The organism is Acinetobacter sp. YH12152 (genome assembly GCF_013418285.1).
In the GTDB taxonomy this organism is placed as follows: domain Bacteria; phylum Pseudomonadota; class Gammaproteobacteria; order Pseudomonadales; family Moraxellaceae; genus Acinetobacter; species Acinetobacter amyesii.
Genome location: NZ_VPCH01000064.1, coordinates 1 through 14746, shown reverse-complemented (window position 1 = coordinate 14746; position 14746 = coordinate 1). Strand labels below are relative to the sequence as shown.

Below are 14746 nucleotides of genomic sequence, written 5' to 3'. Positions count from 1 at the left end.
AAACCTTCAAAATTCTTGCTGAGCGATATCGCAATCGAGGCAAAAGACTAGCATTGAGATTCAATCTAATTGCTGGAATTTATAACTTGGAGCTGAGTGAAAAATGACTTATGAAAGAAATCTATTGATGAAATTTAGAATTTCACATGATTAAAAATGATCAATTTAAAAATGGCACATAGTGATGAAAAAATTAACTTTGTTAGGTTCAATAACTTTGGCTTTGTCTGCGGCGGTTTCGCCAAGTGTATCTGCTGCACCAGTAAAACCCATTCAGTTTGCAAAAGGTGCTATTGGTACTACAGTTGCAGGATCATTTAAAGGCTACGATGACATTCAGTATAGTTTGAATGCTAAGGCTGGACAAACTTTAAGCTATAAGCTGACAAGCAATCATGATTTAGCCCAAATTAATATATATGCTCCTGGTGATAAACCAGGAAAAACAGAAGCTTTAGTGATTGGATCTACAACAGGAGTATCTGGAAAATTCAAGCTGCCAGAATCAGGCAATTATTTGATTCAGATCTACCAAATGCGGAATACGGCACGGAATAATAGAACGGTTAATTATAAATTGCATGTTGAAGCAGTTCGCTAAACTTACTTTATCTGGATCTGGATAACTTAGAAAGTAACCGAAGAAAAACCAACTAGATGAAATTATATAAGTGATAAAAAAATATTCAAAAAACCACCAAAAAGTGGTTTTTTGAATTTTGTATTAATTGGAAAATTATAAGAAATTAAGAAAAATGATATTGATAAATATAATGAATTTAGAATGAAGACATTAAATTGATCGTTTTCTTAATTTAATAAATTGCTTAATATTTAATTTAGTATCTAAAAATATGATAACATGTGCACATTCTAAACAGTGGCTTAGATTGAGTCAGCCTTTAATTTTCAATTTATGCACATGAATATTTTTAATATTTATCGTATAGAGCGAAATTACAATCGCCAGCACTCATCTTTACAAGCCTGTTTCTTCCGCAGTTAGCGGATATCTCTTTGATCAATTTTGATCTGTCTTACAAATAAAACGGAATAGGGAAGGTATGTCTTCATTGAAACCGTCATGGTATTCCAATGTGAATCCAAATGTGTTTATTAGCACAGTTGTTATTATCGGCATTTTCATTGCCATTGTATTTTTAGCTCCCAATGCTTTTGATCTAATTACTAAACAACTAAATCAATGGGTTACAAACTCATTCAGTTGGTTCTATGTGTTATCTGTAGCCATTTTTCTAATAGTGCTTATTTATATTGCCTGTTCAAATATGGGTAAAATTAAATTAGGTTTAGACCATAGCCAACCAAAATATAGTAATAGCTCCTGGTTTGCTATGTTATTTACTGCTGGTATGGGTATTGGCTTAATGTTTTTCGGTGTCGCGGAGCCAGTGATGCACTATGTATCACCTCCAACTGGTGATCCTGAAACGATCCAATCAGCGCAGCAAGCCATGCGCGTAACCTTCTTCCACTGGGGACTTCATGCATGGGCAATCTACACCATCGTTGGCTTAGCGTTAGCTTACTTTGCTTATAGACACAATCTACCTCTAAAAATTCGCTCTGCGTTATATCCTCTCATAGGAAAAAAAATCTATGGTCCAATCGGTGATGGTGTAGATACCTTTGCGACGATCGGTACTGTATTTGGTGTCGCAACGACATTAGGTTTTGGTGTAACCCAAATTAACTCCGGCCTGAATTATCTATTCAGGATTGAATATTCAACGACGACGCAACTAATTCTAATTGTCATTGTTACGGCTATGGCCTCTTTGTCCGTATTTATGGGCTTAGACAAGGGTATTAAACGATTATCAGAGATCAATTTAGGCTTAGCATTAACCCTCTTATTATTTGTATTTTTTGCTAGTTCAACAATATTTATATTACAAGCGACTATACAAAATGCTGGCCAGTATTTTTCAAACTTATTCAACATGACCTTTAATTTATATGCCTATCAATCTGATGGTTGGATTGGTGGTTGGACAATTATGTACTGGGCATGGTGGATTTCATGGTCGCCATTCGTAGGTATGTTTATTGCGCGTGTGTCTGAAGGACGTACTATTCGTGAGTTTATTGTAGGTGTTTTACTTATTCCAACAGGCTTCACGCTGATCTGGATGGGAGTCATGGGGAATGCTGCACTCTATAGTATTTTAAACGAAGCGAACACCTCGCTGATTTCTGCAGTGCAACGAGATTCATCCGTTGCGTTATTTGAATATTTAGGGACCTTGCCATTCTCAGGCGTGATGAGTTTTGTGGCGACCATTCTGGTCATGTTGTTTTTTGTGACTTCGGCAGACTCTGGGGCTTTAGTTACAGACTATCTAACTGCAAAATCTGAAAACTCTCCAACTTGGCAGCGATTGTTTTGGACAACGTTAATGGCTGTACTTGCGATTGTTTTGTTGTTTGCAGGAGGTTTAGGTGCTTTGCAATCTGCAACAATGTTGAGTGCATTACCATTCACTTTTGTAATGCTTTTAATTTGCTGGGGCTTAGTCAAGGCTCTACATTTAGATGCAACCAAGATGCAAGCATTACAGGATGCGCGTATTACACCTAAAGCAATTCATAATCCAAGAAGTTGGCAGCAACGTTTAGGATTGATTATGCATTATCCGCATACACGTGAAGAAGTTGAACAATATATTGATACAACGGTAAGCCAGGCATTTTCAAATCTACAGAAAGAGTTTAAGCGTCGTCATTTAGATGTGACGGTAAACACGATAGATGATGGCTTGCAGCTTCGTGTAAACCATCAAGATGAGATTAACTTTATCTACCAAGTAGTTGTCCAAGAAAAAAATACACCAAGCTTTATGATTGATTCAGGAGAAATTACGCAAGATTATCAAGCTGAAGTATTTTTGAGGGAAGGTGGTCAAAATTATGACATCATCGAATGGACGCAAGAAGATATCTTGCAAGATGTCATTGATCAATATGAGCGTCATCTGCATTTTTTAAATTTAGTTCGAACTAAGAGCCAATAGATAAAAAACCGCCCAAATGGGCGGTTTTTATTAACATATGAAAGTTTTATAAGTAAAAATAACATATTGTTTAATAAATAGAATAATGAGGAAATTTGATATTTTGATAAAATTATACAAATTTTGAAATAATTTAATTAAAATAAATTTGTATACTCGCCATATCCTAACCAAGCCTTTTAGATGCAAAAGTATACAACTCTGAAAAGTTTATAACCTATTGTAAATACAAAGGAATACAGCTTGATGCTTAACATTCCAATCCATTCCAAACTCGGTGGATTCTACTTTTTCTATTATTCAATAGTGGGTACATTCATGCCGTATTGGAGTTTGTATCTAGAGGATCAAGGGTTTAATTATCAAGAAATAGGTATTTTATCTTCGATTGCAATTGTCACACGTTTTTTTGCACCGTTTATTTGGGGTTGGATTGCAGATAAATCCGGCAAGCGCATGCTTTTAGTTCGAATAGCAACATGGATGGAAGCCTGTATTTGGTTTCTGATTTTTATAATTCCCAATAGTTTTCAGTCTGTTGCATTACTCATGCTGGTTTTTAGTTTCTTTCAAAATGCCATATTGGCTCAATTTGAAGGAGTAACTTTATTTTGGCTCGCTGAGCGTCGTGCAGAACTTTATGGAAAAGTCAGAAAATGGGGATCAGTTGGTTTCATTGTTGGGGTATTTGGAATAGGGGCTTTGCTAGAAATAATACCTGTTTCCATGCTTCCTATCATGTTGTTATGCATTGCATTTCTCGCATTTATTTGGTCATTTACGATTAAAGAGCCCGCTACTGCACCATCTTCACAGAAAAAACTTGAACCACTTTGGCCTATCTTAAAACGGCCTATTGTAGCGAGTTTTTTTATCATTGAATTTTTTCTGCTCTTTTCGCATGCACCGTTTTATAGTTTTTATAGCAATTACCTTAAGCAGGCTGATTTTTCGACGAGCCAAATCGGTTTTTTATGGTCTGTCGGAGTCATTGCAGAAATCATTATGTTTGCCTATGCCAATGTCTTTTTTAATCGATATTCTTGGCGTAACTTAGTGCTCATTTGTTTGGGGCTAACAGGGATGCGATGGTTGATTGTAGGCTTATATCCGGCGGTGTTTATCACTCAATTTGCTGCGCAAACGATTCATGCCTTCAGTTTTGGATTATTTCACTTAATCGCGATGCGAATCATTTTTCAAAATTTTACCGCAAGTCAACAAGGGCGAGGTCAAGCGCTATACAGTACCATGTGGGGCTTAGGTGTTGCGAGTGGCAGTATTTTAGCAGGTCGATATTGGGACATGCTTTCGGGACCCGTTATTTTTATGATCGCAGGACTGGCGGTTCTACCTGCCATGTTTTTGGTCGTGGGCTTGCCTAAAACGATTCAAAAGCCAGCTTGAAGCAATTCAGTATATTGATAAGTCTCAATGGACTAAAATCACCTGATTACGGCCGAGCTCTTTGGCTTGATATAAGGCCTGATCGGCTTGATTAATCATACTTTGCAAACTTGGAGCATTGGGCAAAGACTGATGAATCAGACCAATACTCACCGTAATATAAATCGTATTTTGTTCATCAATGAAAATAGGTGTGGTTTCAACGACTTTTCGGATACGTTCAGCGATACCTTGGGCTTCAGGTGCTGCAATGTTGGTAAGTAATATACTAAACTCTTCACCACCTATACGTGCAAATAAATCTGTTTCACGCAAATTCTTACGTACAATACCAGAAAATTCCTGTAAAACTTGGTCACCGACATAATGCCCATATTGATCATTCAATTGTTTAAAATGATCAATATCTATCATGATAATGGAAAAGTTAAGCTGAATTTGGTTTTGTAGGTAAAGCTCACCTTGCTCTAAAAAATATCGACGATTCATCGCATGCGTTAAACTATCATGATTTGCAAGGTATAAAACTTCTTTATACAGTTCGTGCCGATTGCGGCTAATAATACAAAGAATTAATGGAGCGATTATCAGCATGGCAAGGCCAATGCGTACAGAAATGGCTGTAGACAAGTAGGTGAGTGATGAATCATGTAAATAGAAGGCATTTAAATTGTAATAGGTCGCTAAAATGACTACGGCATTAATCAGAGATAGGGTAAATAATCGATAGGTTAAAGCTGCCCAAATCAGAGCCGCTAAAGGGTAGAGAATTGCGCCCGGACCAGTAGTCACTGTCGTTAAAAATACGCAGAAGATAACCGCAATAGCTGGAAATATCTTGTTGATTTGAAAGCTTTGATTGCGTCGGTCTTTGCAATACAGTTTAAGATCGGCCAGTTTAGGAAAAGACAGAATAAGCGGTAATATAATCAGCGCATTTAATATTTCAGTAATCCACCACATACCAAAATCAATCGACAATCGATCGGTCGACATAAACGTGTTGGGGATATAAGGCACAGTGAAAATAGCAAAAAGAGCACCTGCAAGGCATCCACCACAGGCGATGATGACAATCATGGTCAGAAAGGTGAAACCTTTATTATAGTTTTGATAGTTCACCTGAAAATATCGCATAAAAAATAGCGATACCATGCTGTTGGTTAAATTTGAAAAAGTGAGAAATAAAGTGAGTTGGAAATAATTGCCCGTCACTAAATCTGCGAGCATATAACCGGTAAATGCACCTAACCATCCTCCCAGATTACTCAGTTTAGGGAACCTTAAGAATATTGCTAACAATACTGCATTCGCAGGCCAAAAAATCGCTAAATAGCTTAATGGGCGGCTGAAAATACCGACTAAGCAGCAGCAAAGAATAACTGCAGCGACTATGACAAAAGCCATGCTGTGGCGTGCATTAAGCGGAGCAAGACTATTCGAATGCAGTTTCATTAGCTTATGTAAGCCTAAGTTAAATATGGGAGAATTCGTTTTTTTCGAATATTAAACGATAAAAAAGATTTTATATTATTTTATTGTAAATAGTGTGATTTGTTTGGCATTTAGCTGATTTGTAGTTTCGTTAACGGAGATTGATTTTCTGGATAAAGATGAAAAATGATTGTTATGAAAATGTGATAAACCGCGGATTTGTAAAAAAATGTGTTACTTTAAGAGCATGATTTATATGACTGATTAAATGTATGAAAATAGCATATCTTACAGTTTTACTCATGTTGAGTTCATCGTTGGTGATGGCGGCAGATAATAAGAATACAACTCAAAATTCAGAGGCTAAAAATCAAGTTGAAGCTATAAATAGCTTTAGGGTGACAACACGTTCTGAATTGGTTGGCTTATGGGGCATGGAAATTCCGACCAACAAAAAGTGCGTCGAATATTATAATTTTAAGAGTAATAATGATGTTGTGATCAAAAGCGGTGAAGAGTGGTCATCAGGGGTATATGACTATCAACCTGCACAAGATCCGAATGTGCAAATTCCAGCACTGATTTTGCAAGTGAAATATGACAATAATCAGATGGATTGTTCGGGCAATATTCAAGATCAAACCGGCGAAATTTCACAGTACTTTGTAAAGTGGAAAAGTCCATCGGTTATTAATTTCTGTGCCAACGATCAGGCTCAGCAGTGTTTTGCGACATTGCGTCGAGTTTTGCCTTAAGCATGATTATAGACCTTTTATTATGAAAATAAAAAACCACTCATTTGAGTGGTTTTTTTGACGCTGAAGATTTATTTATCTTCATGTCCTTCGACTTTCTTTAATAGATGCTTTTCAAGATAGTGAATATCCATTGCTTGTTCGCAGAAATTTTTATCTTGAAGAATCAAATCTTTATGTAGCGGAATATTGGTTTTCACGCCAGTTAAGATAATCTCTTCCAGAGCTTGTTTCATGCGCGCAATAGAGGTTTCACGATCTTTACCATGCGCAATGAGTTTTGCAATCATTGAATCATAGTATGGTGGGATGCTATATCCTTGATAGATATGAGAATCTAGTCGGATACCTGCGCCACCCGGTGCATAAAAATGGTCGATTTTACCCGGTGAAGGCATAAATGTAGATGGATCTTCTGCATTAATACGACATTCAATCGCATGACCTTTAAGTTGAATATCTTCTTGTTGAAGATCCAAACCTAAGCCAGCAGCAATGCGTAATTGTTGCTCGATAATATCCACACCAGTTACTTGCTCAGTAACAGGATGTTCTACTTGTACACGAGTATTCATTTCAATAAAGAAGAATTCACCTTCTTCAAATAAGAACTCAAATGTACCAGCACCACGGTATTGCATCAATTTACAAGCATTTACACATGCTTCAAGAATATGCGCACGTGCTTCTTCAGGTAAACCCGGTGCAGGCGCTTCTTCAAGCACTTTTTGATGGCGACGTTGCAATGAACAGTCACGATCATAAAGGTGAATTGCATGGCCATTACCATCTGCAAGAACTTGCACTTCGACATGGCGTGGCTTTTGAAGGAAACGTTCCATATAAACGGTGTCGTCACCAAACCACATTTCCGCATCACGTTGAGCAGCTTGTACAGATTCGAGTAGCGTGTCTACACGTTCAACGATACGCATACCACGACCACCACCACCAGAGGCAGCTTTTACGATCAATGGAAATCCAATTTCTTTGGCTTCTGCCAATGCATTGTGAATCGTTACAGCATGGTCACAACCCGGAACAGTCGGTACACCAGCTTTTTTCATCGCAATAATGGCAGAAACTTTGTTCCCCATTAAGCGAATGTGTTCAGGACGCGGACCGATAAAGATAAAACCTGAGTTTTCTACAATTTCTGCAAACTCAGCGTTTTCAGATAAGAAACCATAACCTGGATGGATGGCATCTGCACCGGTGATTTCAGCCGCTGTAATAATGGCAGGGATATTGAGATAACTTTCGCTGCTGGCACCTGGTCCAATGCACACAGCTTCGTCACAGAAGCGTAAGTGCATTAGGTCTTTGTCGGCATCGGAATAAATCCCTACGGTTTTAATTCCTAAAGTTTTGCAAGCGCGGGTGATGCGGAGCGCAATCTCACCACGGTTTGCAATTAAAACTTTTTGCAACATTGTGATTCCCCGTGGTCTTAAGCGCGATAGCGGAATAATGGTTGACCGAATTGGATCACTTCGCCATTTTTAACCAAAATTTCTTCAATTACACCGCTTTGAGTTGCTTCAATTGGGTTCATGATTTTCATTGCTTCGATGATACCGAGTGTTTCACCAGCAGATACAGTTTGACCAACTTTCACAAATGGTGCTTCACCTGGGTTTGGCGCAGCATAGAACACACCAACCATAGGAGACGGCTCAACAGCACCACGTGGTGAACGAGGTGCAGCAGGTGCAGCGGCAGGCGCAGCCATTGCAGGCGCAGCGGCAGCAACTACTGGATTGCGACGAGTTAGAGCAATCGATTGATCGCCTTCTTTAACTTCAATCGCCTGTAAGTCAGATTCAATCATCAAATCGATGAGTTTCTTGATTTTACGGATATCCATGAACAGTATTCCTAATTAAGATTGAGAAGTTGGTTGAATTTTTTCGATGGCGAAGTCTAGTGCTGCGGCATAACCTTTTGCACCTAAACCACAAATAACGCCAACGGCTTTATCAGATAGATAGGAGTGATGTCTAAATGCTTCGCGAGCGTGGACATTTGATAGATGTACTTCGATAAACGGAATGGCTACACCAAGAAGGGCATCACGCACAGCAACCGAAGTATGTGTTAGGGCTGCTGGGTTAATAATGATGAATTGAACGCCTTCTTGTTGTGCTTGATGAATTCGGTCGACGACAGCGCCTTCCCAATTACTTTGGAAAGTGTCGAGAGAAATGGAAGCGTTTTGAGCCTGTGAAATCAGTTTTTGGTTGATATCTTCGAGTGTTAGATAGCCATAAACTTCGGGTTCACGTTTTCCCAGTAAGTTGAGATTCGGTCCATGAATGACCAAAATGGTCGAGCTCATTCAGCCTGCTCCAATAAAAAGTTGCAAATTTACTTTGCAAGATACCTGCAAAGTTTGCTCATTATGGCATAAAATTCCACATTTTTTTTATAATTTCTTTGAATTGACGTGAAAAGCATGTGCCGAGAATGGGCTATATAATGCGAACTTTGCAGAGAATTGGCAATGTTAAAAGATTACATTTTTTATCATTATATTGTAGGGCATCATTTTAAACCCAATTGGCTAAAACTGTTGATATCTTTTGTGTAAACTTGCTTTATCGTGGTGCGTACGTTTAGCAATAACCAGCACAAATGACCTTAAATGTGAGATGCCTTGTGTATCCATCTTATAGATCGTCAGTTGAACTGCCTACGCATGCATAGTCGTAAAGATAGTATTTATTCAGCGCATTAAAAATTCTAAGGTTTAATTTATTTGTGCATAAAGAAATCTAAATTGCTCTCAGCTTTCAAGCGAGTTATTTAAAAGAATAAAGCAAGTCTGTATGCTAAGTATATAAAAATTAAAAGATAGTTTATTTTTTTTATGATTGATACAGCATATTTCCAAACCAATGAAATGTTTTCATAAATGATAGGGCTCAAGCTAGATATTTTGTTTGCCTCAGTGAATTGAATATTCTGTGGGAGCATTTCCTTATAAGTAGGCAGCTTTAGATATGATGAACATTTATTGCGTAGCTAAGTCATACTTTATAGACCTATATATAAGCGTATTAACCATCTTGTGTATTTTCTAGTCAGTGTTTTGAATGTATAAAGCGTGCAAGGCATTGACGATTTCTTTCATAAATCATGCAAGTTTGGAAAATTGGGTATTTGTCCAAATTTGTACAGGTATTGGCAAAAGTTAAATCTGTGGTGGTAAAGAAGCTTGCTGTTTGCATGCTGATTCTATTTTTTATTCGTCTATTTCTATGTTTTAGCGGTATATGTGTTGAATAAGTTTCCTTTCTTCTTGTTTATACTTTTAGGTGGAATCTACCGCATTGAGTCTTTTTCTATAAATGAATTGATAAAACAAGGCTCGAATGCTTTCCCGCGGAAAAAATTTATCTATATAAGTGTAATTCACGGTAGAATGCCCGAAACCTATATGGCCTGAGAACAAACATGGCAAAACATACGCAAAATTCATCACCTTTGGCAGAATTGATTGCAGAACAAAAACTTTTATGTGAAGAAGTGGGTTCTGCATATGTAGAAGTGCAGGGCGATGATGTAATTGCGGTGGCTGTTCATACCTTAAATAAAGATCCAATTGTTGGTATTCGTAAGCCTGCAGAAGGTGATGAAAATGTCAGTTGGTATATTTATGGTGGTGAGCTTGAAGGCGCAGATAACTTTGAAACAATGACTGTGCGTAAACTGCAAGATGTTGTGCCTGAAGTGCTACCGTATTTAGCTTTGGATGTAGGCTATCGTTTTATGATCGATGCTGATGATTATGAAGATGTCTGGAAAGAAGGTGATGAGGCTTAATTTATGCATTCTCCGTTGATGTATAAACTTTATGTCCTTATTTTCTCTGTGTTTACTGCTTCTGTAGCATATGCAAATGTGAATGAAGCGGTTACTCCACAACTGACTCAAGCTGAATATAATGCTCAGATAAAAGCATATACTGAGCAAATTAATTCAACCAAAGCCATTTTGGATGACCCAGCCTCTACAGCAACTGGTCAGCAGCAAACTCAAGCTTTTTGTTTAAGATTGAATGCATATCGACAGATTTTAGAAATCTCTCAACAAAATTCAGCTCTTGAAATGGCCAATCTAATGCAAGTGGCTTCACAGCATTATTTACAACAACAGCAACAAAGTATGCAGTCGTCTGGACTAAACGAAAGTGCGTTTTGTTCGAGTCCTACAAAATAAATTGAGACGTAAACTTTTTCTTCTAAAACTTTTTGGATTCTATTCGGTGATAAATCTAACGTGGATAACCTTTACATGATTCATGATGTAGCATCCGCACACATTTACTCATATACGACATTCTATTCGAGTACGATAATCAAATGATTTAATCACTTTGAATTTTTATCGAGTTTCTCTCAGTATGGTTGATGGATAAATAGACAAATATTGCGAGTATGATAAGATGATTGAACACATTATTTTTGATGTTATTTTTGATGTTTGAGGAGTTGTTTATATGACAGCTTATACTTCAGTAATGAAAGCAAGCCAATATGAGGACGATATGATCCCGAGCCTTGCTATCCATGCATTTCGCCATGCTTTTGAACAAGCAAGTGCGTCATCCACTGTGGTTTATGTAAAAGGTCTACAACTGGTTCAACGTCTTCAAAATGGTCAAGAAGTACAATTAAAAGATGTATCAGCCGACTTCGTACAAGTGGACGATCTACCTAAAATTTTAAAACGTAAAAAGAAAATAGAGGAAATTGTTTAATACATGCCTCCACAACCTCGCATTAGAATGTTCGCGGGTCCAAATGGTTCAGGTAAAAGCACAGTTAAAGAATATTTATTGCCTCATCATATTGGGGCATATTTAAATGCGGATGAACTCGAAGCTCAACTGAAACATTCACACCGGCTCAATTTGTTAGATTATCATCCCGCTTTAAAATCAGAAGCATTAATTGACTTTCTAGATACGAAAAAACGTCCCGCGAATGGAGAATTTATTCCGCTATTAGCACGAAAACCTCAGATATTAGATCCGTGGAAAATTGAATTTCATCCAGATCAGATTGATTCATATCTTTGTGCAAGAATTATCGATTACATCCGTTTGCAGTTTTTAGAACTAAAGATTAGTTTTACCTTTGAAACGGTGATGTCCCATATTTCAAAGGTGGAGTTTCTACGAGAAGCAAAAAGAAAAGGCTTTAAAACCTATCTATATTATGTTTCCACTATTGATCCTGTGATCAATATTTCACGTGTTCAGTACCGAGTGAAAACGGGTGGACACGGAGTGCCAGAACAAAAAATTCGCGAACGTTATTATCGAAGTATGGATTTGTTAATGCAGGCGGTAGAAGCAACGGATCGAAGTTATTTATTTGATAACTCTGCCGATGGACAGTATGCTTCTTTCATTGCGGAAATTGAACAGGCTGAAATTTTAAAGATGAATTCAGGTATTCAGCGTTTACCGTGGTGGTTTGTAGATAAGGTGCTTAAAGAGTTTGAGCCAAATTAATATCAACTGAATATAATACAAAATAACAGGATGAACCTATGCAGAATAACGACTATAAATTACAACAACATTCAAACTCATCTTCATTAGATCAAACTCATCTTGATCAAGCCATTGAGCAGCAAGCTGAACAAGAACAGCAAAAAAATAGTACATCATCTGATCCGTTGTCTTCTGTAGATTTGACTGACTTAGCTGAAATTGGTTCGAATATTATAGAATTGGGTTCAGATGCTTTAACGTGGGTGAGCGATGCACTCAGCGATATTAGTATTGATCTATAAATTATCTATTATTTCAATTAACTTCATAATAAACAGCCTTTATTGAATAATCTCCGAGGATATATTTTGTGATTTTTCAAGTTTATAAATTAATTCTAAATAAAAATAATCAAACACTCTTGAACCGTTAAATTTTTCAATTAGGAAAAGGCAAAATTAGAACGAATATTTCGGTTGGAGAGCTTGCATCTTTTTTTAAATAACATATTATAAAAACATATATTGTTTTTGTGGCTGATGAATATGCATCCATTTCTAACCGCTTTTCTCGGCGGGACCTTATTGGGCCTAGCCGCAGTTGGCTACCTATACGTACATGGTCGAATCGCCGGTATCAGTGGTTTAATTGCGCAAATGTTGAATCCTCAAACGATTTTAAAAACACCTGCGATATGGTTTTTAGCGGGACTTTTTATTGTGCCTTTTATCTACGGGAAAATGACCTCTGTGACAATTGAACTGGATGCAAGCCCATGGATGACGATCATTGCCGGGGTATTGGTTGGATTCGGAACGCGATTAGGTTCAGGTTGTACAAGCGGACATGGCATTTGCGGTATTAGTCGTCTTTCTAAGCGTTCATTCGTTGCAACTGCTAGTTTTATGTTGGCTGGGATTATCACAGTTTATGTAATGAGACATGTAATCGGAGCTTAATGATGAAAAATATATTGGCTTTTATTTTTGGTGGAATTTTCTCATTAGGTTTAATGATTTCGGGCATGTCTAATCCAGAAAAGGTCTTAAGTTTCCTTGATATTACAGGGCAGTGGGATGCGAGTTTAGCTTTTGTGATGATGGGAGCCATTGCAGTTGCATTTATTCCATTTCAAATGGCCGTTCGTCAATCAAAACCGACAACCTTTGATAGGAAGGCGATTGAATTACCGAGTAATAATCAAATTGATGCAAAACTCGTCATGGGGAGTGTTATCTTTGGAATAGGTTGGGGGATTGCTGGGATTTGTCCTGCGCCAGCCTTTACTTTGATCGGTCTTGGTTATTATCAAGCGATTTATTTTGTTATAGCGATGTTTGCAGGCGTCTATCTACATCGTAAAATTTCGGGAGCAAAGTAATGTCAAATCGTGCACAGGTACAACATTTTTTTGATGAAAATACCAATACATTTAGTTATGTGGTATCTGATCTACAAACAAAACGATGTGCGATTATAGACAGTGTATTGGATTATGATGCTGCTTCTGCAACTACTCAAACGAAGCATGCAGATTTGATTGTTCACTATATTCAAGAAAATAGCCTAAGCGTAGAATGGATTTTAGAAACGCATGTGCACGCAGATCACTTAACGGCATCACAATATTTAAAACAGGTTCTTGGTGGCAAAATTGCGATGAGCCATAACATCAAGATTGTGCAGGAAACATTCAGTGCCATTTATAATTTTGATGTGAAATATTTTAATTCACATCAGTCTTTTGATTATTTATTTGCAGATCATGAAGCATTTAAAATCGGCGAGTTAAATGCGTATAACATTCCAACGCCTGGACACACACCTGCTTGTCTGAGCTATGTGGTTGGTGATGATGCTGTGTTTGTCGGTGATACCTTATTTATGCCTGATTATGGCACAGCACGCTGTGATTTTCCCAAGGGCAGTGCAGCAGTATTATTCGATTCAGTACAAAAGATTTATCAGTTAGCACCTGAAATGCGCTTGTTTTTATGCCATGACTATTTACCAGAAAATCGGTCAGAATACTGCTGTGAAAGCAGTGTACATGCACAAAAGGAGCAGAATATTCATATTCACGTTGGTACGAAAAAAGAAGATTTTGTCACAATGCGAACTCAGCGTGATGCAAATTTGGCTATGCCAAAACTGATTTTACCTGCAATACAAATCAATATGGATGCAGGTAAATTTCCAAAACCAGAAGGGAATGGTATTCGCTATTTAAAAATTCCTTTTAATCACTTTAAATCTGCAAATTAAAGACAAAAATCCTTTAGGTTGAATGTATAGCCAAATCCTAAAAACTATAGAACAATAGAGATATGGGATATTCAAAAGATTTTAAAGACAAAGTCATAGAAATTATGATTCGAGATGAAATGTCTGTGCGAAAAGCAGCACAGCATTTTAACATCTGTATACAAACGATTCAGAACTGGAAAAAGTCCACTACAAACAAACCTATTCCTGGCCGTCCAGCTAAAATTAGCAGAGAGCAAATATTGAAGGATGTTGAACAATATCCTGATGATTATCAGTATGAGCGAGCTGAACGTTTAGGAGTAAGCACTCATGCGGTATTTAATGCATTACATGCCGCAGGAATA

At 37.4% G+C, this 14746-nt stretch carries 17 protein-coding genes and 1 pseudogene; 14 read left to right on the top strand and 4 right to left on the bottom strand.

The genetic code is table 11. From position 1 onward, the window contains the following. The 4 genes and pseudogenes from FTU83_RS15445 to FTU83_RS15430 form a co-directional block, all read left to right on the top strand. A pseudogene (locus tag FTU83_RS15445) lies at positions 1–107 on the top strand (IS5/IS1182 family transposase); the annotation flags it as partial. Positions 108–184: 77 nt separating this feature from the next. Beyond that, on the top strand, positions 185–601 hold the full coding sequence (locus FTU83_RS15440; RefSeq protein WP_180005517.1) for a DNA breaking-rejoining protein: 417 nt from the start codon (positions 185–187) through the stop codon (positions 599–601). 463 nt (positions 602–1064) lie between these two features. Further along, a complete protein-coding gene (locus FTU83_RS15435; protein ID WP_180005518.1) occupies positions 1065–3035 on the top strand; it encodes a choline BCCT transporter BetT in 1971 nt (656 codons plus the stop codon). A gap of 246 nt (positions 3036–3281) precedes the next feature. Beyond that, a complete protein-coding gene (locus FTU83_RS15430) occupies positions 3282–4442 on the top strand; it encodes an MFS transporter (RefSeq protein WP_180005519.1) in 1161 nt (386 codons plus the stop codon). 24 nt (positions 4443–4466) lie between these two features. Here the strand turns inward: FTU83_RS15430 and FTU83_RS15425 are convergent, their stop codons facing one another. Beyond that, the gene (locus tag FTU83_RS15425; protein WP_180107214.1) at positions 4467–5897 is read right to left on the bottom strand and encodes a GGDEF domain-containing protein; all 1431 of its coding nucleotides are present in this window, start codon (positions 5895–5897) and stop codon (positions 4467–4469) included. Between the two features lie 251 nt (positions 5898–6148). Here FTU83_RS15425 and FTU83_RS15420 point away from each other — a divergent pair, with 251 nt between their 5' ends. After that, positions 6149–6631 carry a hypothetical protein gene (locus tag FTU83_RS15420; RefSeq protein WP_168379494.1) on the top strand — a complete coding sequence of 161 codons (483 nt, stop codon included), beginning with the start codon at positions 6149–6151 and terminating at the stop codon, positions 6629–6631. Positions 6632–6702: 71 nt separating this feature from the next. Here FTU83_RS15420 and accC read toward each other — a convergent pair whose 3' ends face one another. Genes accC through aroQ form a run of 3 tightly spaced genes read right to left on the bottom strand, consistent with a single transcriptional unit; the run spans position 6703 to position 8969 of the window. Beyond that, positions 6703–8064, bottom strand: a complete 1362-nt coding sequence (gene accC, locus FTU83_RS15415; protein WP_111885487.1) for an acetyl-CoA carboxylase biotin carboxylase subunit — start codon at positions 8062–8064, stop codon at positions 6703–6705. A gap of 17 nt (positions 8065–8081) precedes the next feature. After that, positions 8082–8498, bottom strand: coding sequence for an acetyl-CoA carboxylase biotin carboxyl carrier protein (accB, locus tag FTU83_RS15410; RefSeq protein WP_078190790.1), 417 nt, complete (start codon positions 8496–8498; stop codon positions 8082–8084). 15 nt (positions 8499–8513) lie between these two features. Continuing rightward, entirely contained in the window at positions 8514–8969 is a 456-nt protein-coding gene (aroQ, locus tag FTU83_RS15405) for a type II 3-dehydroquinate dehydratase (protein ID WP_078190789.1), read from the bottom strand. A 1118-nt stretch (positions 8970–10087) separates the two neighbouring features. On the opposite strand from aroQ, the gene FTU83_RS15400 reads away from it, so the two are divergent. The 9 genes from FTU83_RS15400 to FTU83_RS15360 form a co-directional block, all read left to right on the top strand. Continuing rightward, complete coding sequence (locus tag FTU83_RS15400; protein ID WP_078190788.1) at positions 10088–10456, top strand: hypothetical protein; 369 nt, start codon at positions 10088–10090, stop codon at positions 10454–10456. 3 nt (positions 10457–10459) lie between these two features. Further along, entirely contained in the window at positions 10460–10852 is a 393-nt protein-coding gene (locus FTU83_RS15395; RefSeq protein ID WP_180005522.1) for a hypothetical protein, read from the top strand. 280 nt (positions 10853–11132) lie between these two features. Further along, positions 11133–11393 (top strand): hypothetical protein, encoded by a 261-nt coding sequence (locus FTU83_RS15390; protein WP_180005523.1) that lies wholly within the window; start codon positions 11133–11135, stop codon positions 11391–11393. Between the two features lie 3 nt (positions 11394–11396). Next, positions 11397–12152 carry a zeta toxin gene (locus tag FTU83_RS15385; protein ID WP_257222653.1) on the top strand — a complete coding sequence of 252 codons (756 nt, stop codon included), beginning with the start codon at positions 11397–11399 and terminating at the stop codon, positions 12150–12152. Positions 12153–12190: 38 nt separating this feature from the next. Next, on the top strand, positions 12191–12436 hold the full coding sequence (locus tag FTU83_RS15380; protein WP_180012051.1) for a hypothetical protein: 246 nt from the start codon (positions 12191–12193) through the stop codon (positions 12434–12436). A gap of 243 nt (positions 12437–12679) precedes the next feature. Beyond that, complete coding sequence (locus FTU83_RS15375) at positions 12680–13093, top strand: YeeE/YedE family protein (protein WP_180107206.1); 414 nt, start codon at positions 12680–12682, stop codon at positions 13091–13093. A 2-nt stretch (positions 13094–13095) separates the two neighbouring features. Continuing rightward, positions 13096–13515: a DUF6691 family protein gene (locus tag FTU83_RS15370; RefSeq protein ID WP_168379500.1), complete on the top strand. Its 420-nt coding sequence runs from the start codon at positions 13096–13098 to the stop codon at positions 13513–13515. Beyond that, the gene (locus FTU83_RS15365) at positions 13515–14399 is read left to right on the top strand and encodes an MBL fold metallo-hydrolase (RefSeq protein WP_180005526.1); all 885 of its coding nucleotides are present in this window, start codon (positions 13515–13517) and stop codon (positions 14397–14399) included. The genes FTU83_RS15370 and FTU83_RS15365 overlap by 1 nt, the downstream gene beginning before the upstream one ends. A gap of 62 nt (positions 14400–14461) precedes the next feature. Continuing rightward, positions 14462–14746 (top strand): IS630 transposase-related protein (locus FTU83_RS15360; RefSeq protein ID WP_180107204.1); only part of this gene is annotated, 285 nt, incomplete at its 3' end.

Excerpts from the sequence above, each read along its gene's own strand:
- FTU83_RS15400 (WP_078190788.1), top strand. The coding sequence starts at position 10,088 with ATGGCAAAACATACGCAAAATTCATCACCTTTGGCAGAATTGATTGCA.
- FTU83_RS15365 (WP_180005526.1), top strand. The coding sequence starts at position 13,515 with ATGTCAAATCGTGCACAGGTACAACATTTTTTTGATGAAAATACCAAT.
- FTU83_RS15385 (WP_257222653.1), top strand. The coding sequence starts at position 11,397 with ATGCCTCCACAACCTCGCATTAGAATGTTCGCGGGTCCAAATGGTTCA.
- accB (WP_078190790.1), bottom strand. The coding sequence starts at position 8,498 with ATGGATATCCGTAAAATCAAGAAACTCATCGATTTGATGATTGAATCT.
- FTU83_RS15390 (WP_180005523.1), top strand. The coding sequence starts at position 11,133 with ATGACAGCTTATACTTCAGTAATGAAAGCAAGCCAATATGAGGACGAT.
- FTU83_RS15375 (WP_180107206.1), top strand. The coding sequence starts at position 12,680 with ATGCATCCATTTCTAACCGCTTTTCTCGGCGGGACCTTATTGGGCCTA.
- FTU83_RS15370 (WP_168379500.1), top strand. The coding sequence starts at position 13,096 with ATGAAAAATATATTGGCTTTTATTTTTGGTGGAATTTTCTCATTAGGT.
- FTU83_RS15430 (WP_180005519.1), top strand. The coding sequence starts at position 3,282 with ATGCTTAACATTCCAATCCATTCCAAACTCGGTGGATTCTACTTTTTC.
- FTU83_RS15395 (WP_180005522.1), top strand. The coding sequence starts at position 10,460 with ATGCATTCTCCGTTGATGTATAAACTTTATGTCCTTATTTTCTCTGTG.
- FTU83_RS15420 (WP_168379494.1), top strand. The coding sequence starts at position 6,149 with ATGAAAATAGCATATCTTACAGTTTTACTCATGTTGAGTTCATCGTTG.
- accC (WP_111885487.1), bottom strand. The coding sequence starts at position 8,064 with ATGTTGCAAAAAGTTTTAATTGCAAACCGTGGTGAGATTGCGCTCCGC.
- FTU83_RS15435 (WP_180005518.1), top strand. The coding sequence starts at position 1,065 with ATGTCTTCATTGAAACCGTCATGGTATTCCAATGTGAATCCAAATGTG.
- FTU83_RS15425 (WP_180107214.1), bottom strand. The coding sequence starts at position 5,897 with ATGAAACTGCATTCGAATAGTCTTGCTCCGCTTAATGCACGCCACAGC.
- FTU83_RS15440 (WP_180005517.1), top strand. The coding sequence starts at position 185 with ATGAAAAAATTAACTTTGTTAGGTTCAATAACTTTGGCTTTGTCTGCG.
- aroQ (WP_078190789.1), bottom strand. The coding sequence starts at position 8,969 with ATGAGCTCGACCATTTTGGTCATTCATGGACCGAATCTCAACTTACTG.
- FTU83_RS15380 (WP_180012051.1), top strand. The coding sequence starts at position 12,191 with ATGCAGAATAACGACTATAAATTACAACAACATTCAAACTCATCTTCA.